24 protein-coding genes are annotated in these 23,612 nt (G+C 58.3%); 23 read left to right on the top strand and 1 reads right to left on the bottom strand.

What is annotated here, in order from left to right:
* Positions 1 to 134: 134 nt before the first annotated feature.
* Positions 135 to 2,813 (top strand): Sau3AI family type II restriction endonuclease, encoded by a 2,679-nt coding sequence (locus BQ9843_RS08595; RefSeq protein WP_083647986.1) that lies wholly within the window; start codon positions 135 to 137, stop codon positions 2,811 to 2,813.
* Here BQ9843_RS08595 and BQ9843_RS07155 read toward each other — a convergent pair.
* Positions 2,810 to 4,534, bottom strand: coding sequence for a GmrSD restriction endonuclease domain-containing protein (locus BQ9843_RS07155; protein ID WP_075844463.1), 1,725 nt, complete (start codon positions 4,532 to 4,534; stop codon positions 2,810 to 2,812). The two genes, BQ9843_RS08595 and BQ9843_RS07155, sit on opposite strands and share 4 nt — an antisense overlap.
* A gap of 157 nt (positions 4,535 to 4,691) precedes the next feature.
* On the opposite strand from BQ9843_RS07155, the gene BQ9843_RS07150 reads away from it, so the two are divergent.
* The 22 genes from BQ9843_RS07150 (at position 4,692) to BQ9843_RS07045 (ending at position 23,572) form a co-directional block, all read left to right on the top strand.
* Entirely contained in the window at positions 4,692 to 5,018 is a 327-nt protein-coding gene (locus BQ9843_RS07150) for an HIRAN domain-containing protein (RefSeq protein ID WP_075844462.1), read from the top strand.
* A 134-nt stretch (positions 5,019 to 5,152) separates the two neighbouring features.
* Positions 5,153 to 5,719: a metallophosphoesterase gene (locus tag BQ9843_RS07145; protein ID WP_075844461.1), complete on the top strand. Its 567-nt coding sequence runs from the start codon at positions 5,153 to 5,155 to the stop codon at positions 5,717 to 5,719.
* Between the two features lie 447 nt (positions 5,720 to 6,166).
* Positions 6,167 to 7,783: a DUF2130 domain-containing protein gene (locus BQ9843_RS07140; RefSeq protein ID WP_075844460.1), complete on the top strand. Its 1,617-nt coding sequence runs from the start codon at positions 6,167 to 6,169 to the stop codon at positions 7,781 to 7,783.
* 570 nt (positions 7,784 to 8,353) lie between these two features.
* Positions 8,354 to 9,445 carry a hypothetical protein gene (locus tag BQ9843_RS07135; RefSeq protein ID WP_075844459.1) on the top strand — a complete coding sequence of 364 codons (1,092 nt, stop codon included), beginning with the start codon at positions 8,354 to 8,356 and terminating at the stop codon, positions 9,443 to 9,445.
* A gap of 1 nt (position 9,446) precedes the next feature.
* Positions 9,447 to 9,710: a hypothetical protein gene (locus tag BQ9843_RS07130; RefSeq protein ID WP_022387078.1), complete on the top strand. Its 264-nt coding sequence runs from the start codon at positions 9,447 to 9,449 to the stop codon at positions 9,708 to 9,710.
* Positions 9,711 to 9,725: 15 nt separating this feature from the next.
* Complete coding sequence (locus BQ9843_RS07125; protein WP_022387079.1) at positions 9,726 to 10,022, top strand: BMC domain-containing protein; 297 nt, start codon at positions 9,726 to 9,728, stop codon at positions 10,020 to 10,022.
* Positions 10,023 to 10,031: 9 nt separating this feature from the next.
* Positions 10,032 to 10,343 carry a BMC domain-containing protein gene (locus BQ9843_RS07120; RefSeq protein ID WP_022387080.1) on the top strand — a complete coding sequence of 104 codons (312 nt, stop codon included), beginning with the start codon at positions 10,032 to 10,034 and terminating at the stop codon, positions 10,341 to 10,343.
* A gap of 11 nt (positions 10,344 to 10,354) precedes the next feature.
* A complete protein-coding gene (locus BQ9843_RS07115; protein ID WP_075844458.1) occupies positions 10,355 to 11,854 on the top strand; it encodes an aldehyde dehydrogenase family protein in 1,500 nt (499 codons plus the stop codon).
* Positions 11,855 to 11,870: 16 nt separating this feature from the next.
* Positions 11,871 to 14,405 carry a choline trimethylamine-lyase gene (gene cutC / locus BQ9843_RS07110; protein ID WP_075844457.1) on the top strand — a complete coding sequence of 845 codons (2,535 nt, stop codon included), beginning with the start codon at positions 11,871 to 11,873 and terminating at the stop codon, positions 14,403 to 14,405.
* A gap of 55 nt (positions 14,406 to 14,460) precedes the next feature.
* A complete protein-coding gene (gene cutD / locus BQ9843_RS07105; protein WP_075844456.1) occupies positions 14,461 to 15,408 on the top strand; it encodes a choline TMA-lyase-activating enzyme in 948 nt (315 codons plus the stop codon).
* A 9-nt stretch (positions 15,409 to 15,417) separates the two neighbouring features.
* Positions 15,418 to 15,756, top strand: coding sequence for a BMC domain-containing protein (locus BQ9843_RS07100; protein ID WP_022387084.1), 339 nt, complete (start codon positions 15,418 to 15,420; stop codon positions 15,754 to 15,756).
* A 14-nt stretch (positions 15,757 to 15,770) separates the two neighbouring features.
* Complete coding sequence (locus BQ9843_RS07095; RefSeq protein ID WP_230205634.1) at positions 15,771 to 16,205, top strand: EutP/PduV family microcompartment system protein; 435 nt, start codon at positions 15,771 to 15,773, stop codon at positions 16,203 to 16,205.
* A gap of 27 nt (positions 16,206 to 16,232) precedes the next feature.
* Entirely contained in the window at positions 16,233 to 16,859 is a 627-nt protein-coding gene (locus BQ9843_RS07090) for a hypothetical protein (protein WP_075844454.1), read from the top strand.
* The gene (gene eutJ / locus BQ9843_RS07085; RefSeq protein WP_075844453.1) at positions 16,852 to 17,700 is read left to right on the top strand and encodes an ethanolamine utilization protein EutJ; all 849 of its coding nucleotides are present in this window, start codon (positions 16,852 to 16,854) and stop codon (positions 17,698 to 17,700) included. The genes BQ9843_RS07090 and eutJ overlap by 8 nt, the downstream gene beginning before the upstream one ends.
* Positions 17,693 to 17,998 (top strand): BMC domain-containing protein, encoded by a 306-nt coding sequence (locus tag BQ9843_RS07080; protein WP_075844452.1) that lies wholly within the window; start codon positions 17,693 to 17,695, stop codon positions 17,996 to 17,998. The genes eutJ and BQ9843_RS07080 overlap by 8 nt, the downstream gene beginning before the upstream one ends.
* Positions 17,985 to 18,254: a EutN/CcmL family microcompartment protein gene (locus BQ9843_RS07075; protein WP_075844451.1), complete on the top strand. Its 270-nt coding sequence runs from the start codon at positions 17,985 to 17,987 to the stop codon at positions 18,252 to 18,254. Before BQ9843_RS07080 ends, BQ9843_RS07075 begins: the two co-directional genes overlap by 14 nt.
* A 14-nt stretch (positions 18,255 to 18,268) precedes the next feature.
* The gene (locus BQ9843_RS07070) at positions 18,269 to 19,186 is read left to right on the top strand and encodes a phosphate propanoyltransferase (RefSeq protein WP_075844450.1); all 918 of its coding nucleotides are present in this window, start codon (positions 18,269 to 18,271) and stop codon (positions 19,184 to 19,186) included.
* Between the two features lie 27 nt (positions 19,187 to 19,213).
* A complete protein-coding gene (locus tag BQ9843_RS07065) occupies positions 19,214 to 19,501 on the top strand; it encodes a BMC domain-containing protein (RefSeq protein ID WP_075844449.1) in 288 nt (95 codons plus the stop codon).
* A gap of 418 nt (positions 19,502 to 19,919) precedes the next feature.
* On the top strand, positions 19,920 to 20,207 hold the full coding sequence (locus tag BQ9843_RS07060) for a BMC domain-containing protein (protein WP_075844703.1): 288 nt from the start codon (positions 19,920 to 19,922) through the stop codon (positions 20,205 to 20,207).
* Positions 20,208 to 20,625: 418 nt separating this feature from the next.
* Positions 20,626 to 20,913: a BMC domain-containing protein gene (locus BQ9843_RS07055; RefSeq protein WP_075844702.1), complete on the top strand. Its 288-nt coding sequence runs from the start codon at positions 20,626 to 20,628 to the stop codon at positions 20,911 to 20,913.
* A gap of 49 nt (positions 20,914 to 20,962) precedes the next feature.
* Positions 20,963 to 22,600: an acetaldehyde dehydrogenase (acetylating) gene (locus BQ9843_RS07050; RefSeq protein WP_075844448.1), complete on the top strand. Its 1,638-nt coding sequence runs from the start codon at positions 20,963 to 20,965 to the stop codon at positions 22,598 to 22,600.
* A 39-nt stretch (positions 22,601 to 22,639) separates the two neighbouring features.
* A complete protein-coding gene (locus tag BQ9843_RS07045) occupies positions 22,640 to 23,572 on the top strand; it encodes a DUF4037 domain-containing protein (RefSeq protein ID WP_075844447.1) in 933 nt (310 codons plus the stop codon).
* The last annotated feature ends 40 nt before the right edge of the window (positions 23,573 to 23,612 follow it).

Below are 23,612 nucleotides of genomic sequence, written 5' to 3'. Positions count from 1 at the left end.
AGTCGCGGCGCGGGAGGTTCGTGTGCGGACGGGCGGATGCGGCAATACCGAAAGAGCCCAGATTATGCCCTACTAGAACATCCGTTCGATCGGTACAATGATGCGATCGAACGGATGTTCTAGTAGGGGCTGAGATGCACGAAGAGAACGGTATCGGATACGATAGATCATCACTTGACTCGATTTGTAGATACGCTAAGCGCCTTGAGGGCCATACCCTTCGTGAAGAATGCCCCGAGCTTACAACGCTAGAGGATTCTCACCGCCGCAAGGGTTCTTTTGGCAACGCTGTTGAACAGTATTATTTTCGCTATGCGATTAATAGCGATCCGAATCCTGATTTTGAAGAGGTGGGCACGGAGCTCAAAACAACGCCTCTCAAACTAAAGCGTGACGGCAGCTTTTCTGCAAAAGAACGTCTCGTTATAAGCATGATTAACTATATGAGCGTAGTTGATGAGACGTGGGAAACGAGCAGCCTGCAAAAGAAGTTGCAAAAGATACTGTTGGTTGCCTATCAGTACGAGAAGGATATCAATCCCGTAGATTTTCTAGTCAAGGTTGTTGAACTTTGGGGTGTTCCTCAAGAAGACATTCCGACGTTTAAGAGTGACTGGGATACGGTTGTCGCAAAAATACGTGCGGGTAAGGCACACGAGCTTTCTGGATCGGATACGCTTTATCTTGAAGCCGCAACAAAGGCTTCAAGTAGCAAAGATCGCCGTCAACAGCCCTTTTCTGATATCCCCGCCAAGCCAAGAGCGTGGGCAATTAAAAATTCCTACATGACCGTAGCCCTTAATGGCCTTCTTGAAGTACAGAAAATCAAAAGAGAAAGAGACGAAGAGCAACTCGATTTATATGAGCTCATCCATAGGAGATTCGAGTCTTATTTCGGTTTGACAGAGGTGGAGCTTGCCGCAGTCTGTGGCTACGTCGGAAAAGGGCCGGGTAAACCGAAGAACCTATGTGCTCTCATCACACGCCATATTCTCGGTGTCGACGAAGATGCCAGGATTGCGGAATTCGAGAAGGCTGGAATCAAGCCAAAGACGATGCGCGTTAAAGCGAATGGGGTGCCGAAAGAGTCTATCTCCTTTCCCGTTTTCGACTACTTTGATCTTGTTCGGCAATCATTTGAAGAAAGCGAATTTTGGGACTATCTGCATCAGAAATACCTGTTTGTTATCTACCGGGAAAATGCGGATGAAAAGGGCGTCTACTGTCTTTCCGAGGTTCTATTCTGGCAGATGCCTGATGCTGATTTAATTGAGGCACGGCGCTGTTATGACGAAATGCAGCGCCGCGTAAAGAACGGCCATGCCGAGCAATCGGTTCGATCGACAGAAAACCGCTGTTGCCACGTCAGGCCTCATGGACGCAATAAATTGGATACGTTGCCGACGCCGTACGGAACGCAGGAAACAAAAAAGTGTTTTTGGATCAATGCTCGTTATATTGGCGAAGAGATCGATAGAGTAGAGCGAGAAAATAGTCGATGGCGTCGTGACGCCGATGTGCAGAATAACGGAGACGGTGTGTCTGATCAGGTAATTCGAGTTGCAGAGCTTTTTGCTGGAGTTGGTGGTTTCCGTTTAGGCCTCGAAGGTTATGTGGATAAAACAGACTCAGAAATGAATATGCCGGCCGCGGGTCCCTTTCAAACGGTCTGGGCGAATCAGTGGGAGCCGCCGGGAACTCCGGCGAGACAATTTGCAGCCAATTGTTATCGTAAGCGATTCGATGACGGCACTTTGCTCAACGAGGATATCCATGCTGCTCTGGATGAGTATGAACGTGGAACGATCGATATCCCCGATGTTGATATGGTGGTTGGCGGCTTTCCATGCCAGGACTATTCGGTTGCAAAGCCGCTTTCAAAGGCAAGTGGAATTGAGGGCAAAAAAGGTGTTCTTTGGTGGGACATCTACCGTTTCTTGAAGTTGAAGAATAGCCCGCGCTATGTTCTGTTGGAGAATGTCGATCGCTTGCTTAAGAGTCCGGCGTCTCAACGAGGGCGCGATTTTGCCATCATTTTGTCATGCCTTGCCTCGCTTGGCTATGGGGTGGAATGGCGAGTAATCAATGGGGCCGACTATGGCTTTCCCCAGAAGCGTCGTCGTACGTACATTTATGCAGAGAAAACAAACGAGGTTTGGGATTTGAAAAAGCGCCTTGAAAGTGGCGTGATGGCCGAGGCTTTTCCTGCGGAAACGCTTGGGGAGCTGGCGGAATCGGCTGTTTTTGATGACCCCTACGACAATACTCAGAAATTTGGCATTGGACTCAAGGCATCTCCCTTCCAAAACGCGGGTGTAATGCAAGGCTGTGCTTTTGTGACCGCCAAAGTTCAGGCAAAATATGCGGGCGTTTGTAAGACCCTTGGTGATGTTCTTGTCAATGACGAGGACGTACCGGAGGAGTTTTTTGTCGAGAGCGACAAGCTCGATAAATGGCGCTATCTCAAGGGCGGCAAAAGTGAGCCTCGTGTGGATAAACGCACGGGATTTACCTATAACTATTCCGAGGGCTCGATGGCATTTCCGGATTCGGCAGCGTCGCCTGCACGCACTATCCTGACAAGTGAGGGGGGGGGTGGCGCCTCTCGGACAAAGCATATCGTTCAGGCTGCAGACGGGCGTTTTCGGCGCCTGCTACCCGACGAGCTCGATCAGTTACAAGGCTTTCCGAAGGGTTGGACGAATACGGGCATGACGGATATTCAGCGTGCGTTCTGCGCCGGAAACGCGTTGATTGTCGGCATCCCGCATCGAATCGGCCAGGTTATTGCGGGCAGGGCGCTCCGGGCTTAGCCGAGAATGCTGTCTGCTATCGCTATGGCGATTTTGCGTGAGCGAGTTTTAACTACTTGGTTTGCCGTTTCGAAATCCTTGTGGCTGAGGGCATTGATTGCTTCCTGCAAATTGCTTTCCGAGGGATAGAGGGACTCTTGAATCAGCTGCGTATAATTTGACGCGCCTGCATCATAAAGTGTCTTCTCCTTCTTTTTATTGTTATCAAGACGGGGGAGATACATGCAATTGCCAATTATGCTGCCAAAAAAGGACCGACTTGTGGGGTCATCATACTTATTGATTATCTTTTTAGGAACAATATGCTCAAGCTCATACCCATCCCCATAGGGAACACTTGTCGAAAGATAGGTTAAGTTCGCATGAATGGTAGTGATTGCTTTCGTTTCCTTGTTGAACTGGATGCCAGGAGTCGCGTCTGCCAACCAGTGGTCGAATGCCTCTATGAGCCTGTTCCGATCGACGGGCTCAAGGTAGCTCCTCTTTTTGTTTTCGGGGTAATAGTCCAACAGCCTTTGATCTCCGTGAGAGGACCAGGACTTATTTAATGCGTCGAGGAGATAGTAGGCTTTGATATTTCTAAGGGAGCTGCAGTAGTCTTCTGACCCAGGAGCGAGCTCCCACAGGGCGGCGAAATACGAAAGAGTTTTGAATGTAGTGGAAAGTCCCAGCATGTACTCATCGTTTTTATTGCCCTTGATGCGTTTGAGTAGCTTGCCGAATATGTCTTGTAGATTGACGCAGATGCGTTCCACTTTTTCAAGAATAATTTGAAGTTTGTTGCCGATGTCCTTGGTGTGCGTATTTAATTTCGAAAGGGACCTGTTATCGACGTTCGTCGCGATTCCGAGCAGGCCAAAGCCGATTTCGGCGACTGTGTTTTCCCCTTGAGGGATGAGAGCTTTCAAGTTGTCTTGAACAAACATGCCAAGAGCGATTCCGAGTTCAGAGAGCGTGATGATGCGATTTTGCGTCAGCTCGTCTTCGGAAAATCCCTCCAACTCAAATTCGGCGTTTTTAATCATGTCATTGTAATGGCGTTTGACATTATCAAGAATCTCGTCTTGGAGGGGTGATTCTCCTGCTGGGCGTAGATTAATTGTCGTATTCACCCATGCTGCATTGAAGATTTCGTACTTTGAAAGCGGTGTTCCGCCTTGATTGAGGTTCGAGAAGACGGTGGCGATGAGTTCCTTGTTACCAGTGAATTTAATTGCCGGTATTTTGAGGTTTTCAAGATCGACGAAATTGTCGATAGCGTTCCTTAAGGTCTTTACTTCTTGCCTCACTTCTTTTCGCGTTTGTTTTTGATCGATATCGTCAACCCAATCGTCGTAGTTATCTGAATCGACCCAGGGATACAGCTCGTCAAACTTTTTCTCGTTTAATTTCAAGTCATCGGGGAGCATATCGTTGATTCGGTCGAGAGAGCTCTGATACTCCTCTCGATTTAGCGGTTTCCAGAAACGGAGCGGACATTTTTTGTATTCAAGGATGGTCGATAAACGCTGCTGACCATCGAGAATCTGAAGCATTGATTCGTTCGTTTGGTCTTCGGGATATATGAGCACCGCACCGAAGGGAAGGCCTTGACGTAGTGTATCAATAAAGTCCTCTTTCTTCTTTTGAGTCCAGACGAGCTTTCTCTGGAAAAGCGGGAGCTTAATACGTTCCAGGTCGCCGATCGTCAGGTCGAGAGAAGAATAAAGGGCAGCGCTCATGTTACCTCCAAAGATAGTGAGATCATGATCTCACTACGCCGAGGCATGTCAATCCATGTCCGCACGAGGCGGTACCTTCTAATCAACAAAAAGCCCGAAGGCGCGGGCGGGCGCGAGGCCCGCGGGTGGCGCTCTTGGGAGGTTGGAAGGGGTAACCATGTACGAGCCGTCACGTCAGATTTCTTCGTTCTACATCGCCGGGTTCCAGTACTGGGATGGAGCCTTGGTGCTTTCTGAGCTCAAGGTGGGCGAGCGCCTGCGCCTGGTGCCGGAGTTCGACAATCCGCATGATTCGTCTGCTATGGCAATTTATCGCGGCGAAACCAAGATGGGCTTTGTTCCCGGATCGGAAAACGAGCTTCTCGCCCTCATGTTCTTCTATGGCCACTCCGATGGCTTTGAGCTGCGCGTCTTGCAGGTTTCTCCCGATAAGAATCCGTGGGAGCAGGTGCGCGTTGGCCTGTATGTAACCGATGCTCGCTAGATGAGCGCCGCAGAGCAAACCTCAGCTTGCTCTATCATGCATAGGCAAGGGATTCACCGGGTCTCGGCTCTGCCCATGGGGTGGGGTCGGGGCCGCGGCTTTTGTATACGACGGCAGGGCGGAGGAGACGCGCCATGATGTGGTTCATGGCAGATACGCACTTTGGGCACTCGAATATTATCGAGCTCACGCACCGTCCGTTCTCGTCGGTCCAAGAGATGGATCGCCGCCTTATTGCGAATATCAACGACCGTGTGAGCGCGCGCGATTCCCTCTACATCCTGGGCGACTTCTCGTTTCGTATGACGGTCGAAGAGGCATACGCCATTCGCAAAAAGATTGTTTGTCAGCATGTGCATCTCATCCGCGGTAATCACGACAAGCACTGGATTGATAGCCCCTTCCCAGACGCCTTTGAATCCGAGCAAGACTATCTGGAAATCAAGCCCGGGTTTGCCAAGGGCGTCCGCTTGGACCTGTTCCATTACCCCATGTTGAGCTGGAACGGCAAATGGCGCGGGGCCATTCATCTTCATGGGCACATTCATACCGAGGGACCCGATTATAACGAGCGCAATCGCGAACGCGGCATTTTGCGCTACGACGTGGGTGTTGATGCCAACGAGTATTGCCCCGTGAGTCGCGATGACATCCTGACCTTCTTTGATGGTGTTGAGCCAAAGCCGGCGCAGCTGGCATAGTGAAGTGACGGGGTCAGTGTGGCCGGGTTAACGCAGCGCCGCTGGCGTGTTGGCGCCGGCACGGTGCGGTGCCCGGCGAGCCCAAGTGGAGTTGCTGGCGGTTTCTTCGGCAGCATCATCCTGTGGCGGTAAAACGTGCATTTTGAAATGAGTGGCGGTTGTTGAAACGTTTTGAGGGCGTTTTGGGACCCGGGACGTGCAATTTTCCGCCACTCGTTGAATTTGGGCTCGGAAATGCGCGATTTTCCGCCGCTGGTTGCATCCATCGCGACCGCGCCTGACGTCGCCGCAGCGGGCACGATCACGATTGGCGCCACGAGGACTTCGAGGCCACATGGGTTCGATATCACGGTAATGTTGCCGCCTCCGTTTGCGTCATCGTGCGCGGCTGTGTCCCCTTGGGGCGGTATGCTGTCTTATCAAAGCAAGCCAGCGAAGGGGAGCTCCATGAACGAGATCAAGTGCCCGCACTGTGGCCAGATGTTTAAGATCGACGAATCGAGCTATGCCGATATCGTCAGTCAGGTACGTACTGCGGAGTTTGCGCACGATGTTGCCGAGCGCGAAGCCGCGGCCAGGCGCGAGACCGAAAGCGCCGTGGCGCTTGCGCGCGCCGAGGCGGACAAGCGTCTGCAAGAAGCCCTGGCCGCCCACAATACCGAGATGGCCGATCTGCGAGTTGAGACGAGCTCTCTCGTGCAGAAAGCCCAAAGCGAGTCCGAAGCGCGCATTGCCGAGCTTGAGGCCAAGCTCGCCGCCGCTGCAGAATCCCAAAAGGCCGCTCGGAACGAAGCTGCGGCTGAGGCTCGCGCCGATGCGCAAAAGACAGCTGCCGAGTTGCAGCGCGAGGTGGATCGCTTGCGCGCGGAGGCTGCTCGACAGGCAGATGCGGTCAAGCTGGCGCAGGCCAGTGCCGCAGCCGCTGCCAAAGACGAGCTTGCCACGCGCGATGCTCGGATTGCCCAGCTCCAGGCTCGTCTAGATGCTGCCGATTCGGCACGCGAGCTCGCCATCCAAAAGGCCCAATCCGACGCCGAGCGTGAGGCCGATGCGTTGCGTTCGCAGATTCGCGAGCAAAAGAGCGAGGCAGCTGCCCAGCTCGCGCGGGCAGTTTCCCAGGCCGAGCGCGAGCGCGATGAGGCTCGTGCCAAACTCACCAGCGAACTTGCGGTGCGCGATTCGCGCGAGCAGCAACTCGCGGCGGCGCACGAGCTCGAGCTCGCTCAGGCCAAGAAGACCACTGAAGAGCTCATTCGCTACAAGGACCAAGAAATCGAGCGCTTGCGCGACATGAAGGCGCGTCTTTCTACCAAGATGGTGGGCGAGAGCTTGGAGCAACATTGCGAGACGGAGTTCAACCGTCTACGCATGACGGCGTTTCCCAACGCGTACTTTGAGAAGGATAACGATGCTTCCGAGGGCACCAAGGGCGACTTTATCTTCCGCGAGTGCGACGAGATGGGCAACGAGATCGTCTCCATCATGTTTGAGATGAAAAACGAGAACGATACTACGGCGAGCAAGCATAAGAACGAGGACTTCTTTAAGAAGCTCGATCATGACCGCAAGCAGAAGAACTGCGAGTATGCCGTGCTCTGCACGCTGCTCGAGCCGGATAGCGACCTGTACAACACGGGCATCGTCGATGTGAGCTATCGCTACGAAAAGATGTACGTTATCCGTCCGCAGTTCTTCATTCCGCTCATCACGCTGCTGCGCAATGCCGCTTTGAACTCGCTTTCCTACAAGCAGGAGTTGGCCGTGGTGCGCCAGCAGAATATCGACGTCACCAACTTCGAGGCCAAGATGGAGGAGTTCAAGACCGGCTTTGCGCGCAATTACGACATCGCAAGCCGAAAGTTCCAAACGGCGATCGAAGAGATCGATAAGACCATCACGCACCTGCAAAAGACCAAGGATGCGCTGCTCTCGTCTGAGAATAACCTGCGACTGGCGAATAACAAGGCGGAAGCCCTGACCATCAAGCGTCTGACGCGTGGCAACCCCACGATGAAGGCCGCCTTTGAGGAAGCCGATGCTAAGCGCGAGGCGGAGGAAGAGTAGGCCCATTCGCCAAGACCGTCACAACCGTTAGAAAAAGCGCCGGCATATGCCGGCGCTTTTTCTTGGGGCACGTTCAAGGTGAACGTCTGTTTTATCCAGGTGAACGGCAGAATGTGACAAAATAAGCCTGTCGACTTTTTGTCACATGGGGTCGGAAATCGGGACCTTAACGTTAGGTAATTGTTTCCAAATCGTTTCGTACTGCGGACGAAAAAGCTCCCAAAACAACAATAAAAAATCCCTTTGAGCTGGGAAGAGCTTGAAAAAACGCCTAGGGCGACTACGGGCGGCGGTAGGGGATTGAATAAATGCCAAATGTGCTGAAACCAAACCATTTATACCTATAAATGTTATATGCAACGTAGCATTAAATGCCGTTTGCGAGCGTATTTCGACCGCTCGTGCGCGCCGAGTGGTCTAAAAGTACCGCCGAAGGCCGTTCGCAGAATGTTAACGGCATGCTTCTTTCTTTCACGCCTGCGTCAATTTCTAGCATTTCAGTCATTGAACGCCATGGGAGTCGACACCTGTGTCCAACAAACGATCAATGATGGAAAGGAGACTGCTTGCATGGAAACAACCGCAACAGCTCCAACTGATCGCGCGCTTGCGATCAAAAAGAAGAAGGCGCTTGACGCAAGCTTCTTCAAGAAGGGCATCGCTATCGCGGCGCTCTCCAGCATTATGTACGCGCTGTACACTGCCTTCGTTACCGGCGGTCAGCTCTTTGGCGTCTGGGGCAATTGGTTTGGTGCGCTCGCATCTACCAGCCTGGTCGTCGTCTTCATCCTGCCTACGATCGCCTCGGGCATCAACGATACCCTGAGCGCCATCTGGGCCACGCTCGTTACCCTCAAGCAGGGCAAGATCGCCGACCTGGGCCGCTGCATTGCCTCCAAGCCCGGTCGCATCGTGATCCTCGCTGCTTTCATTGGCGGCCCCATTGCCTCTGCTGCCTACGTTATCGCGCTTTCTCAGGCCGGCACCCTTGCCGTGCCCATCGCGGCTCTAAACCCCGCAATCGGCGCAATCCTCTCTCGCATCCTCTATAAGCAGCCGCTCGGCCCGCGCGTTATCGCCGGTATCGTGATCTGCGTCATCGCAGGCGTCATGATCGGTAGCACCGGTCTTACCGGGGAGGCTGCACCGGGTATGGCACTTGGTCTGGGCCTGGCTCTTCTCGCCGCTCTGTGCTGGGGCATCGAGGGCTGCGTGGGCGGCTATGCCACCTCCATGATCGACTCGCAGATCGCTATCAATATCCGTCAGCTCGTCTCCGGTATCGGCAACCTGATCATCGTTCTGCCGATCCTCACCCTTGTGTGCGGCGGCACCCTTGCCCAGAGCTACACCTACGTTGCTCAGGCTTTCACCGACGGCTCCTCCGTCATCTTCTTCGCCGTTTCCGGCGCCGCCGCCTACCTCTCCTTCATGAGCTGGTACCGCGCCAACGCTATGTGCGGCACCGCCCTGGGTATGGCTATCAACGGCACCTACACCTTCACCGCTCCGTTTGCCACCTGGATCATCCTCGGCCTGGTCATGGGCTTTGACGGCTACGCACTGGCCCCCATCGCCTGGGTCGCCGCCATCGTCAACCTTATCGGCATCTTCTTGATCGCCGTGAACCCGATGGACCTCCTGAAGAAGGACGGTGAGTAACGTGCTGCCTTTGAACTATGCCATGCTCAAGTACTTTACCTGCCATGACGAGGCTTGCGCCGACGACGTCATGGAGGCCCTCAAGGGCGAGTACTCCTCGTTTACCGCTTTTACCAAGCCCAAGATGCAGGAGGCCCTGATGACCGCCGAGAAGAACGGTCTGATCAGCGAGTCCCGCTTTGACCTGGACGGCGCGGGCGAGGTCCGTGTCTACTACAGCGCTGATCAAGAGCAGCGCGACACCATCAATTCCTACATCAAATAGGAAAGGAGCTACCCCATGCGCTATACCGGCGAAGAGGCCATCGGCCTCATTGAGACCCTCGGCATGGTTCCGGCTCTGGAAGCCGCCGACAAGATGCTCAAGGCGGGCGACTGCGAGCTCGTGAGCTACGAGAACGTTGGCTCCACGCTCGTCACCGTCATCGTCAAGGGCGATGTCGCTGCATGCGAGGCTGCCGTCAAGGCAGGCGTCGAGGCCGCATCGGCCATCGGCAAGGTCACGGCGCAAAACGTCATGAAGCGCCCCGTTCCGCCTATCGGCGATGTCGTTTCCGTCCACGACGTGGATTTTTAGGAGGTCCTGATGTCTGAAAGCAAAGGCAACGCATTCGGTGCCATCGAGACCTTTGGCCTCGTGTGGGTGCTCGAAGCTGGCGACGCCATGTGCAAGGCCGGCGATGTGAACCTGATTGGTTACGAGAACACCGCCTCCGGCTACATCTCGATTCTTGTCGAGGGCGATGTCTCGGCCGTCGAGGCAGCCGTTCACGCGGGTGTCGAGGCTGTCGAGGCCCTGGGCGCCGAAGTCTACAGCTCGGTTGTCATCCCGCGCCCGCATCCCGATCTGAAGAAGATCACCGATCGCTACCGTCTTGAGAACCTGCTTCCCTACTAAGGAGGTGTGCCATGTCCCTTGTTGACACCGATCTTCGCTCCGTTCAGGAGGCGCGCATCCTTTTGGAGCACGCCGAGGAGTCGAGGGAAGTCCTCGAGGGTCTGCCCGGCACGCTTGTCGACGGATTTTTGGAGGCTCTGCGCAAGCGCTTGCTTCCGCATGCTGCCTCGTATGCTCAGCTTGCCGTAGACGAGAGCGACTACGGCAACGCTGAGGACGAGCAGGCCCTCATTGAGTGGGTGCTCACCGAGCTTCTGGACGACGTGTACGCCCAGATGCCTACGCAGGAGCTCTACTCGCGCAGTACCACGCATTCCGTCGAGGTGGGCATCTCTAAGGGTACGGTCGTCTCGCTTTTGCCCGACTGGCTGTGTGTTCCCACGATGCTTTCGCAGCTTGTGTGTGCCGTTGCATCCAAGAGTCCGATTATCTTCTCGGCTCGCCAGCGTACACATGCCACCTGCAAGGTCGTTATCGAGGACGTGCGCCATGTTGCCGCCGAGTGCCACTATCCGCTCGACGCCCTCACGTATCTGGAGCTCTATGCCCCCGAGGGTGAAGAGTGGCTAGCGGCTCAGCCGGCCGTTCGCGTGCTTATTGATTCGCGCGAGTGCGAGCACATCCACGTGGCCGATACCACGGGCAAGGATGTGTACTGCGCGTCGATTGGCAACAACCCGGTCTTTGTGGAGCAAACCGCCGATTTGGCCCTGTGCGCCGAGGAAGTTGTGTACGGCAAGTCGTTTTGCTGCGGCATGCTGCCGGGCGCCGAGCAGTCGGTTGTGGTCGAGCAAGCTGTGGACGAGGCCTTTAAGACCGAGCTCAAGCGCCGCGGCTGCTACTTCCTTTCCGACGAGGAGTGCCAGCGTCTTTACCACGTGTGTTTTCGCGAGGACGGGCGCACCTACCGTGAGCTCATTGGTAAATCGGCGTGCGACCTGGCTCGTCGTGCCAACATCGCGGTTCCTGCCTCTACGCGCGTGCTCGTGGCCGAAAAGCCCTATGTCTCCGAGCGCAGCTTTTTCTCGCGCACTAAGTACGGCCCCGTGCTGTCTTACTACGTGGAGGAGAACTGGCGTGACGCCTGCGAGAAGTGCATCGAGCTGATCTTGAACAGCGGCTCGGGAAACGCGCTTTCGATCTTTTCGCGCGATGGCGAAGTTGTTCGCCAGTTTGTGCTCAAGAAGCCGGTGGGACGCATCCTCGTGAACGTGGGCACCGGCATGGGAGCTACCGGCTGCCATTCCACGCTGCCCAAGACCCTCACCGTTACCGGCTGGGAAAGCGCGACGACCTCGAATCTGGGTGTGACCTATCGCGACTTTCTCCGCCGGCGCCAGGTTGGGTGCAGCCTCGAGTCTTCTGACCTCTCTCTTCTCGAGGAAGCGGGTCTCAACCGGGTGCCGGATCGGAAGATCGTCGCACATATGACCGAACAGCAGCCTGCAACAGAAGTTGCCTCGCAGGACAACACATGGTTTGCAAGCCTGCTTAAAAACATGACCGATTAGAAGAAAAGGAGTACCGATGGATATTCAAGAGTTTGCCAAGCAACTGTCCGATGCCACCAAGGACATGAGCGAAGAGCAGCGCGCAAACGTTCGCGCGATGTTCACCAAGGTCGCCGACCAGCTCGACCGTCCGCTGGACAGCACCGTTGCCCACACCGAGTGCACCGAGGTGCCCAACGGCCCCACCGAGCGCCACGTTCGCCTGAAGCAGAACTTCCTCAAGCAGGTTCCCTCCATCACCACCTTCCGCGCTCGCGCCGTCACCGAGTTCACCCGTAAGAACCCGGGCATGCCCAAGATCGAGCTGCGCGCCAAGTGCTTCCGCTATTGCTGCGAGACCGCTCCGCTGATCATCCAGGACGACGAGCTTATCGTCGGCAACCCCACGGGTGCTCCGCGCGCCGGCGCCTTCTCGCCCGATATCGCCTGGCGTTGGCTGCGCGACGAGCTCGACACCATTGGCACGCGCGCTCAGGACCCCTTCTACATCTCCGAAGAGGACAAGAAGTACATGCGCGAGGAGCTCTTCCCGTTCTGGGAGGGCAAGTCGCTCGACGAGGTCTGCGAGGACCAGTACCGCGAGTGCGGCGGCTGGGAGCTCTCCGGTGAGTCCTTTGTTTCCGACTGCTCCTATCACCAGGTGAACGGTGGCGGCGACTCCAACCCCGGCTACGACGTCATCCTGATGAAGAAGGGCATGCAGGACATTCAGGACGAGGCTCGCGAGCACCTCAGGCACCTCGACTATGCAAACCCCGATGATCTGGACAAGATCTACTTCTACAAGTCCGTCATCGACACCACCGAGGGCGTTATGATTTACGCCCGCCGTCTCTCCGACTTCGCTTGCCAGAAGGCCCAGGAGTGCAGCGATCCCAAGCGCCGCGCCGAGCTCCTGCAGATCTGCGAAAACCTCAAGAACGTGCCTGCCCACAAGCCGCGCACCTTCTGGGAGGCCGTGCAGTCCGTATGGGTTGTCGAGAGCCTGCTGCCGCTCGAGGAGAACCAGACCGGTATGTCCATCGGCCGCGTTGACCAGTATATGTATCCCTTCTACAAGGCCGACAAAGAGGCTGGCCGCCTGACCGACTACCAGGCCTTTGATATCGCCGGCTGCATGCTCATCAAGATGAGCGAGATGATGTGGGCTACCTCCGAGGACGCTTCCAAGTTCTTCGCCGGCTATCAGCCGTTCGTCAACATGACGCTCGGCGGCGTGACCCGCTCCGGCGCCGATGCCACCAACGACCTCACCTATCTGCTGATGGACGCCGTGCGTCACGTCAAGATCTACCAGCCTTCCCTGGCCTGCCGTATTCACAACAAGAGCCCCGAGAAGTACCTGCGCAAGATCGTCGACGTTGTTCGCTCCGGCATGGGCTTCCCTGCTTGCCACTTTGACGACACGCATATCAAGATGATGCTTGCCAAGGGCGTTTCTGTTGAGGACGCACGCGACTACTGCATGATGGGTTGCGTCGAGCCGCAGAAGTCCGGCCGCCTGTATCAGTGGACCTCCACCTCCTACACCCAGTGGCCCATCGCCATCGAGCTCACGCTCAACCACGGCGTGCCCCTGTGGTATGGCAAGCAGGTTACCCCTGATCTGGGCGACCTCGACCAGTATCACACCTTTGAGGAGTTCGAGGCTGCGGTCAAGAGCACCATCTACTACATCACCAAGTGGACGAGCGTCATGACGGTGATCTCGCAGCGCGTGCATCGCGACATGGCTCCTAAGCCCCTCATGTCCATCATGTTCGAGGGCTGCATGGAGTCTGGCAAGGACGTCTCTGCCGGCGGCGCCATGTACAACTTTGGACCCGGTGTTGTGTGGAGCGGTCTTGCTACCTATGCCGACTCCATGGCCGCTATCAAGAAGCTCGTCTTCGACGACCACAAGTACACGCTATGCGAGCTCAACGAGGGCCTCAAGGCCGATTTCGAGGGCTATGAGAAGATGCGTCAGGACTGCCTGGACGCCCCCAAGTACGGTAATGACGACGACTACGCCGATCAGTTCGTGGCGGACATCGTCTACTTCACCGAGCATATCCACAGCCAGTTCAAGACCCTGTACTCGCGCCTGTCCCACGGCACGCTGTCCATCTCCAACAACACCCCGTTTGGCCAGATGACCGGTGCTTCTGCCAACGGCCGCAAGGCTTGGACGCCGCTGTCCGACGGCATCAGCCCCACCCAGGGTGCTGACCACAATGGCCCCACCGCCATCATCAAGTCGGTCTCCAAGATGAGCAACGACAGCATGAACATCGGCATGGTGCACAACTTCAAGCTCATGGCCGGCCTGCTGGATACCCCCGAGGGCGAAAACGGCCTGGTCACGCTTCTGCGCACCGCCTGCATGTACGGCAACGGCGAGATGCAGTTCAACTACCTGGATAACCAGACGCTGCTCGACGCTCAGGCTCACCCCGAGGAGCACCGCGACCTTGTGGTTCGCGTCGCCGGCTACAGCGCGTTCTTCGTCGAGCTGTGCAAGGACGTTCAGGATGAGATCATCAGCCGCACGATGCTGACCAAGCTCTAAGCACGTAACCACTCAAGCCCAAATGGGCGTAACCCCAACAGAAAGGAGGACGCATATGAGCGAGCAGCTGGAAGAGAGCCTCGAGCGCCGCGCGCGCATCTTCAATACGCAGAAGTACAACATGTACGACGGCCCGGGCATTCGCTCCATCGCGTTCTTCAAGGGATGCCCTCTGCGCTGCAAGTGGTGCTCCAATCCCGAGAGCCAGCGTCGTGGTTTTGAGGTCATGTTCAAGCAGACTGCTTGCGTGAACTGCGGGGCGTGCGTCGAGGCGTGCCCCGCAGGGGTTCACCAGTTCGCCAACGGCGAGCATGTGGTGGACCGTACCAAGCAGTGCCTGGGCTGCGGCACCTGTGAGAAGGCCTGCCTGCAAAAGGCGCTTTCCATCATGGGCGAGGACCGCAAGATCTGCGACCTGGTTTCGTTCATGGACCAGGATGCGGACTTCTACCGTATGTCCGGCGGCGGCGTGACCCTGGGCGGCGGTGAGGTCTTGGCACAGCCCGAGGCCGCCCGCGCCCTGCTTGCGGCCTGTAAGGACCGCGACTACCACACGGCAATCGAGACGTGCGGTTACACCAAGACCGAAACGATCCTCGATATCGCGCGCTACGTGGATCTGTTCTTGTTCGACATCAAGCAGATGGACCCGATCAAGCACAAGCAGTGGACCGGCGTGAACAACGAGCAGATTCTCGCCAACATCCGCGCCCTGCTGGAAAACGGCTTTAACGTGCGCGTGCGCATGCCGCTGCTCCACGGGGTGAACGACGACAAGGCCGAGATCGACGCCATGATCGAGTTCTTCACGCCGTATCGCTATCAAAAGAACTTCGACGGCGTGGACCTGCTGCCCTATCACAAGCTGGGTGTGGGCAAGTACGCGCAGCTCGGCCGTGACTACGAGATCGAAGGCGACCCGTCGCTTTCGGAGGACGACCTGAATCGTATCGAGGGCTGGATCTCCGAGGCGGACTTCAAGGTCAACCTCGTTCGGCACTAGGGGTGGGGCATGGAGCATCTTCAGCGCATCATCCAAGAGTCGGTCGACGGCAAGGAAGTCGTGTTGGCACACGTCATCGCGTCTCCCGCGCCGGATATCTACGACCGCATCGGCGTGCCGCATGGCCAATCCATCGGCATCCTCACGCTGTCGCCGGAGGAGACCTCCATTATCGCGGCCGATATCGCCGCGAAGGCGGCTCCGGTGAGCATCGGGTTTCTCGATCGCTTTACCGGTGCTGTGGTGGTCTTGGGCGACGTGCAAAGCGTCGAGACGTCGATGCAGGAGGTCGTTCGCGTTCTTCATGACGGCCTGGGATTTCGTGCCCACGAGGTCACGAGGTCGTGATGGGAGATCGCCTTATGATCATCGGCTTGCCCGGCTCGGGTAAGTCGACGATCTCCGATCTGGTGGAGGGGGAGCCCTCCGACCATCAGCATCGGGAAGATTGCTTGTATCGTTCGCGCAGCTTCGAGGTTCCGGGGAGCTATATCGAGAACCACTGGATGCACAGCATCGTGATCATGTTGTCGCAAAACCAGGCTTCTGGGGTGCTCCTTTTGATTGACGGGGCGAGCGGCGAGACGCTCTACTCGAGCGGTTTTGCCCGTGCGTTCAACGAGCCCTGCTTGGGCGTGCTTACCAAGTGCGACCTGCTGAGCGAAGAGGAACGCGAGCAAGGGCTGGCCAGGCTCGTGGATGCCGGCGTCGATATGGCACTTTGCCTTTCGACAACAACCGGCGAGGGCGTGAACGAATTATTGGACTGGGTGCGAAACGTCGCACCCAACGAGTGACCGATAACCAGAAAGGAGGAGACACCTATGTTCTATGTAACCGAAAACGAGCTGCGCGGCGCGTACAACCGGGAACATTTTTCCAGCTATACGCTGCCCGAGGACGCCAAGCTCACTCCGAGCGCCCGTCAGTTCCTCATCGATTTTCACATCGACTTTAACGAGGGCTACGGGGCTGCTTGCGGCAATGCAGACACCTCTGTGCACGATCCTGCCGCTGCTGCGGCCCGCGCCGAGGATGCCCTGGCATCGTTTTACGACGATATCGCCGTTTTGGGCGCCCGGCTGCGCATGCTGGGCCGCAACGCCTTGGGAATCGAGAACGATATCGCCCATGTGTGCGACACGTTGGGAACCCTGTGGCAAAACCACACCGACCTGGGCGGTCTCCTTTCCGAATGCGAAGCCGCAGGCGAGGCTTTGGCAGTGCCCGTGCTCCCGCCGCTTTCCGCGGCAGTGCACCCGCTCTATTACGAGATGGCGCTGCTCGAAGCCGAGCTCGCGCGCACGCAGCGCTTTTGGGCGCAGGCTGCGGGCGAGATGACGGCCGAGGGCCATGCCAGCGTAGACGCGTGGGCGCAAAGCGTGACTCGCTGCCGTGCGTGCCTGGTTACGTGTTTGGAAAAGGTCACAGGGGAGGCGCGCCATGGTTGATTTCGAGGTCGCCAACGCTCGCCTTCAAGATCTGCTCGACCGCGTGGGCAGCCCGCGCCCGGTAAGCGCCGACGAGCCCTTGTATTGCGGCCTCGACGTGGGCACCGCATTCATCGTGCTCGCTGTGGTTGACGCCGCGGGTGAGGCTGTGGCCTGCGCGTATCGCTTTGCCAGCGTGGTCAAGGACGGCATGGTCGTCGACTACATGGGTGCGGTCGATATCGCGCGCGAGCTCAAGGAAGAGCTCGAACAGCGGCTCGGGCGCGAGCTTGAGCCCTGTGCTGTGGCCCTTCCTCCGGGAACCGAGGGTCTTGATGGCGGCGTGGTCAAAAACGTCGCCGAGGGAGCGGGGCTCGACGTGGTTGCCGTCTTTGACGAGCCCACGGCCGCGAACCTGCTCATCGGTGCGCGCGATGGCGCCGTGGTGGATATCGGCGGTGGCACCACCGGCATTTCCGTCATCCAGAACGGCCGCGTGGTGGAGTGCATCGACGAGTCTACGGGCGGCACGCACTTCTCCCTCGTGTTGGCCGGTGCTCGCGGCATGAGCTTTGACGAGGCCGAGCTCTACAAGCGCGACCCTGCCCATCACCGTGAGATTTTCCCCGTCGTCAAGCCCACGATCGACAAGGTGGCAAGCATTATCGCCCGTGCCATCGATGGCTATGACGTACCGGAGATTGTCCTGGTGGGCGGCACGGCCGAGCTCACGGGCATTGAGGCTCCGGTTGAGAAGGCGCTGGGTATCCCGGTGCACAAGCCCAACCACCCCATGTTCGTGACGCCGCTGGGCATTGCCTTGGGATGCCAGGCCGCTGCCGAGGGTGACCTCGATGCTTGATATCAAGGTCATCAAGGCGCCCGCTCCCGGCACGATGGCGATCTTGCGCCAGCGCTCGGGCAATCGTTGGAACGAGGAGTTCCTGCCGGCGGCCGTGGGCCTTGTGCAGGGAAAGCTCATCGACATGGTTGTTGCGAGTGACATCGCCGAGAAGACGGCGGGCGTCGAGGTCACGGATATTCGCGGGAGCTGCCCGCAAAACATGATTCTTCTGGCCATCGCCGGAGACACGGCGGAGGTCATGGAGTGCTTGGAACGCATCAAGGAAGGAGGGGACGGCGCCAATGCTCATCTGTAAGCTCATCGATTCCATTTGGGCGACCCGTAAGTACGAGGAGCTCGACGGCATGAAGTTGATGCGTGTCGAGGTCATCGACGGCCCGGAATCCGGATGTCGCCTGGTGTGCGTCGACACCATTAGCGCGGGTACCGGAGACCGCGTGCTTGTGGCTACGGGTTCGGCTGCCTACCACTTCATGCGCGAGACCTTTGGTAAGAACGCACCCGTGGATGCGGCCATTGTAGGAATTATCGACGAAGACGTGAGTCTGTAGGAAAGGAGGAAGAGATGAAACGACTGATCAGTGCAGCAGACGTGAAGGCGGCAGCGGAGCATGATGGCGTGCTGACGATCGATGACAACACCATCGTGACCCCGCAGGCCAAAGATGAAGCTGCCGAGTTGGGCGTCGAGCTGGTCTTTGGCGCCGCGCCCGCAGCGACGCAGCACAAGGCGGCTGAGCCTGCACCCGAGCATCACGAGGCACCTGTTGCCCACGAGCCCGAGCATCACAAGGAGCACGAGGAGCACGAGGCCGCTATGAGTGCCGAGGAGATCGAGCGCCTTATTCGCGGCGCTCTGGACACCGGCATTTGGAGCGAACAGCAGGTTGAGGATCTTCTTGGGCATGCCGCCCCGTTGAAGGTGAGCGTTGGCGTGTCCGGTCGTCATGTCCATCTGTCCCAGGAGGACCTTGAGGCTCTGTTTGGAGCCGGCTACGAGCTCACTCCCATCAAGGAGCTCTCCCAGCCTGGACAGTTTGCCGCCAAAGAGACGGTGACGCTTGTGGGTCCCAAGGGTGTTATCGAGCGCGTGCGCGTGCTTGGTCCCGTGCGCCCGTCCACTCAGGTTGAGGTGCTGCGCGGCGATACGTTCAAGCTGGGCATTCCTGCCTGCGTGCGCATGAGCGGCAAGCTTGAGGGCACGCCGGGCATCACACTCGCCGGCCCCCATGGCACCGTTGCCCTGCCCCAAGGTGTCATCGTTGCTGCGCGTCATATTCATATGACGTGCGACGAGGCTGCCAAGCGCGGGCTTCATGACGGCCAGGTCGTGTCGATCGCTTTTGGCGGCGAGCGCGGCGGACGTCTTGACAACGTGGTCGTGCGCGCAAACAACACGAGCGCCCTCGATTGTCATATCGACACCGAAGAGGCAAATGCCTTCGGTATTAAAAACGGTTCTGTTGTAGAGATCATCAAGTAGATTTCTACGAAATAGGAGGTAACAAAAATGGCAAACACTACCCAGGCCCTCGGCATGATCGAGACCCGTGGACTGATCGGCTCCGTCGAGGCCGCCGACGCCATGGTCAAGGCCGCAAACGTCACCCTCGTGGGTAAAGAGGAGATCGGCGGCGGCCTCGTGACCGTCTTCGTCCGCGGCGACGTGGGCGCCGTCAAGGCGGCAACCGACGCGGGCGCGGCAGCCGCCCAGCGCGTGGGCGAGCTCATCTCCGTGCACGTCATCCCGCGCCCCGACGGCTCCGTCGAGTCCATCCTGCCCGGTGCCAAGGCCTAAGTAAGTCATGGCAACGCGTGGATCCGGTACCGGCGGGAGCAAGAAGCTTCAGGAGAACGCCAAGAAGGCAGCTCCTGAGGTGACCGAAGCTCCCGCAAAGGCTCCCGCCGCAAAGAAGGAGCCCACATCTGCGCCGGCGGCTGCTCGGAAGGAGACCACCGCAAAGCCTGCGGCGGCTTCCAAGAAGGAGACCGTGGCAAAGCCCGCGGCGGCAAAGACGTCTGCTGCAAAGAAAACGGCCGCAAAGCCCAAATCGGAACCTGCGGCACCTGCACTCAACGAGAACGAGACCAAGGCGCAGCGCGAGGTCGAAGAGCATCCCGCGCCGCTCAAGGTCGAGGCTTCTGTAAAGGAAGCACCCGCTACCAAACCCGCAGGCACGCCTGCACCCAAGGAAACTACTCAGGAGGTAACAAGAATGTCTAACGCTACCCAGGCCCTCGGCATGATCGAGACCCGTGGACTGATCGGCTCCGTCGAGGCCGCCGACGCCATGGTCAAGGCCGCAAACGTCACCCTCGTCGGCAAGGAGCGCGTCGGCGGCGGCCTCGTGACCGTCTTCGTCCGCGGCGACGTGGGCGCCGTCAAGGCGGCAACCGACGCGGGCGCGGCAGCCGCCCAGCGCGTGGGCGAGCTCATCTCCGTGCACGTCATCCCGCGCCCCGACGGCTCCGTCGAGTCCATCCTGCCCGGTGCCAAGGCCTAAGTAAGTCATGGCAACGCGTGGATCCGGTACCGGCGGGAGCAAGAAGCTTCAGGAGAACGCCAAGAAGGCAGCTCCTGAGGTGACCGAAGCTCCCGCAAAGGCTCCCGCCGCAAAGAAGGAGCCCACATCTGCGCCGGCGGCTGCTCGGAAGGAGACCACCGCAAAGCCTGCGGCGGCTTCCAAGAAGGAGACCGTGGCAAAGCCCGCGGCGGCAAAGACGTCTGCTGCAAAGAAAACGGCCGCAAAGCCCAAATCGGAACCTGCGGCACCTGCACTCAACGAGAACGAGACCAAGGCGCAGCGCGAGGTCGAAGAGCATCCCGCGCCGCTCAAGGTCGAGGCTTCTGTAAAGGAAGCACCCGCTACCAAACCCGCAGGCACGCCTGCACCCAAGGAAACTACTCAGGAGGTAACAAGAATGTCTAACGCTACCCAGGCCCTCGGCATGATCGAGACCCGTGGACTGATCGGCTCCGTCGAGGCCGCCGACGCCATGGTCAAGGCCGCAAACGTCACCCTCGTCGGCAAGGAGCGCGTCGGCGGCGGCCTCGTGACCGTCTTCGTCCGCGGCGACGTGGGCGCCGTCAAGGCGGCAACCGACGCGGGCGCGGCAGCCGCCCAGCGCGTGGGCGAGCTCATCTCCGTGCACGTCATCCCGCGCCCCGACGGCTCCGTCGAGTCCATCCTGCCCGGCGGCGCCGCGTAATCGCGCGCCCGCACGAGCTGTTTTATCCGATTGATTCGAAAGGAGTCTCATGCAGGACTACGATTTCGATCTCCAGAGCATCCAAGCGGTTCGCGACCTCGCCCGCAAGGGTAAGATCGCTGCGAACCAGCTTGCTCATTACGACGAGGAGCAGATCGACCGCATCCTCCGTAACATGGTGAAGGTTGCCGAGGAAAACGCCCAGGTGCTCGCCAGCATGGCTGTCGAGGAGACGGGCTTTGGCAAGGTTTGCGACAAGGTGTACAAGAACCATATCGCCAGCGCCTTGCTCTATGAGGAGATCCGCGACAAGAAGACCATCGGCGTTATCGATGCCGACGAGAAGAACCAGGTCATCTCCATCGCCGAGCCGGTTGGTCTGCTGATGGGCATCGTTCCCTCCACCAACCCCACCTCTACGGTCATCTACAAGGCGATGATCGCCCTCAAGGCGCGCAACTCTATCGTCTTTTCGCCGCACCCCGCTGCCGCCAAGTGCACGGGCATGGCCATCCAGCTCATGAACCAGGCGGCTGTCGAGGCGGGTGCCCCCGAGAACGTGATCCAGGGCATCACGCTTTCCTCCATGGCTGCCACCAACGAGCTCATGCATGCTCCCGAGGTTGCCATGATCATCGCTACCGGCGGCCCCGGCATGGTCAAGGCTGCCTACAGCTCCGGCAAGCCCGCGCTGGGCGTGGGCGCTGGCAACTCACCTGCCTATATCGAGCGCAGCGCCAACGTGCACGACGCCGTCCGTCGCATCCTTGCCTCCAAGACGTTTGACTACGGCACGATTTGCGCTTCCGAGCAGAGCGTCATCTGCGAGACCTGCAACCGCGATGCCGTGATGGCCGAGTTCCGCGCTCAGGGCGGCTACTTCATGACCGAGGAGGAGTGCAAGAAGGTTTGCGCTCTGCTCTTCCGCAACGGTCACTCCATGAGCCCCAAGTTCGTGGGCCACAGTCCGCAGTCGATCGCGCAGGCGGCTGGTATCACGATCCCCGAGGGCACTCGTGTGCTTATTGGCGAGCAGCACGGCGTGGGCGATGCCTGGCCGCTGTCCTACGAGAAGCTCACCACTGTTTTGGGCTTCTATACCGTCTCCAACTGGGAAGAGGCCTGCGAGCTCTCCATCGAGCTGCTGCAAAATGGCATCGGCCACACCATGAGCATCCACACCACCGATAAGGACATGGTGCGCAAGTTCTCCGTCAAGCCGGCTTCCCGCATCCTAGTGAACACCGGCGGATCCCAGGGCGGTACGGGTGTCATCACCGGTCTTGACGTCGCGCTCACGCTGGGCTGCGGCACCTGGGGCGGCAGCTCCGTTTCCGAGAACGTGGGCCCGCAGCATCTCATCAACGTGAAGCGCGTGGTCAACGGCCTGATCGAGCCCGACGAGGTTGTGGCTCACGACGAGCTGTTTGCCAAGTGGCATCCCGACCTGGCGGCGCATCATACCGAGGCTGCAGCTTCCAGTGCCGGTTGCTGTGATGCCGTGTCCGCTACGGGCTGCTGTGACTCGAAGCTCCATCCGGTCTCGGGCATCAGCTACTCGGTGGGTTGCAACTGCACCGACGTATCTCCCGACGCTCTTGCAGGCGCCAAGCCCAACGACGTCATCGACGCCGACGAGCTCCAGAAGATGATTCACGAGCTCACGAATGCCTTCAAGGGCATCTAGTTTTTCTTGTAGCCAAACGCGCGGAAGCGGGGTGAAGTTGTGACAGGTCTTGAGCTTTCTCGTTCATATTGTGAGTTCTATGCGCCGTCCCTATTCGAAGGGCTGCCGAGCGACGTCCGTTACCGCGCCGCGCTGGGCCTCGTTGGAGAGGGGTCGGAATGCCTGGGCTTCGACGACGAGATTTCGCGCGACCACGACTTCGGTCCCGGCTTCTGCGTGTGGCTTCCTACCGATGTGTGTGAGGAGTGGGGGTCGGAGCTTCAGCGCCGCTACGACCTTTTGCCTGTAAGTTTTAAGGGTTTCACGCGCCAGCAGACGCAGATGGCGGGCAAGCGCGTGGGCGTCTTTGAAACGCAGGCGTTCTACCGTCTCTACACCGGTCTTTCTCGTGCACCACAGTGCGCAAAGGAGTGGCTCGCCATTCCCGAGCAGCTTCTCGCTCAGGTTACCTCCGGCGAGGTTTTTGCTGATCCGAGTGGCGAGTTCTCCGCTTTGCGCGTGGTGTACCAGGGATTTTATCCAGATGAGGTTATGCGCAAGAAGTTCGCCGCCCACTGCGCATCCATGGCGCAAGCGGGGCAGTACAACCTTCCGCGCTGCCTTAAGCGCAAAGATGCCGTCGCTGCCAGCGCGGCACGCAGTGAGTTTTTGACGAGCACCATGGCGGCGTTTCATCTGCTTGCGCATACGTACATGCCGTACTACAAGTGGGCGTATCGTTCACTTGCCGAGCGCGCGTGCGCGCCTGCGCCGGTGCTCGATGCCGTACGTTCCATCGCCGCGGCGCCGGTGGAACAGGTGGATCAAGATGACGTCGAGGCGCTTTGCCAGGCGGTTGGCGCATCTGCCCGCTTGGCTGGCTGGACGTCGTGCGGCAGTGACTTTTTGCTCGATGTTGCCTTGGACATCCAGGGTTCATTGAGAGATCCGTATCTTGCTGCCTGTCCGCTTGCGGCCGGCAGATATCGATAGGGGGTTGGCATTGGGAGATTGCAGGACGTCATGCTCCGCA

The organism is Collinsella bouchesdurhonensis (assembly GCF_900155365.1).
In the GTDB taxonomy this organism is placed as follows: Bacteria; Actinomycetota; Coriobacteriia; order Coriobacteriales; family Coriobacteriaceae; genus Collinsella; species Collinsella bouchesdurhonensis.
Note: the sequence above shows the minus strand (reverse complement) of the source record. Positions and strands in the feature narration are given on the sequence as shown.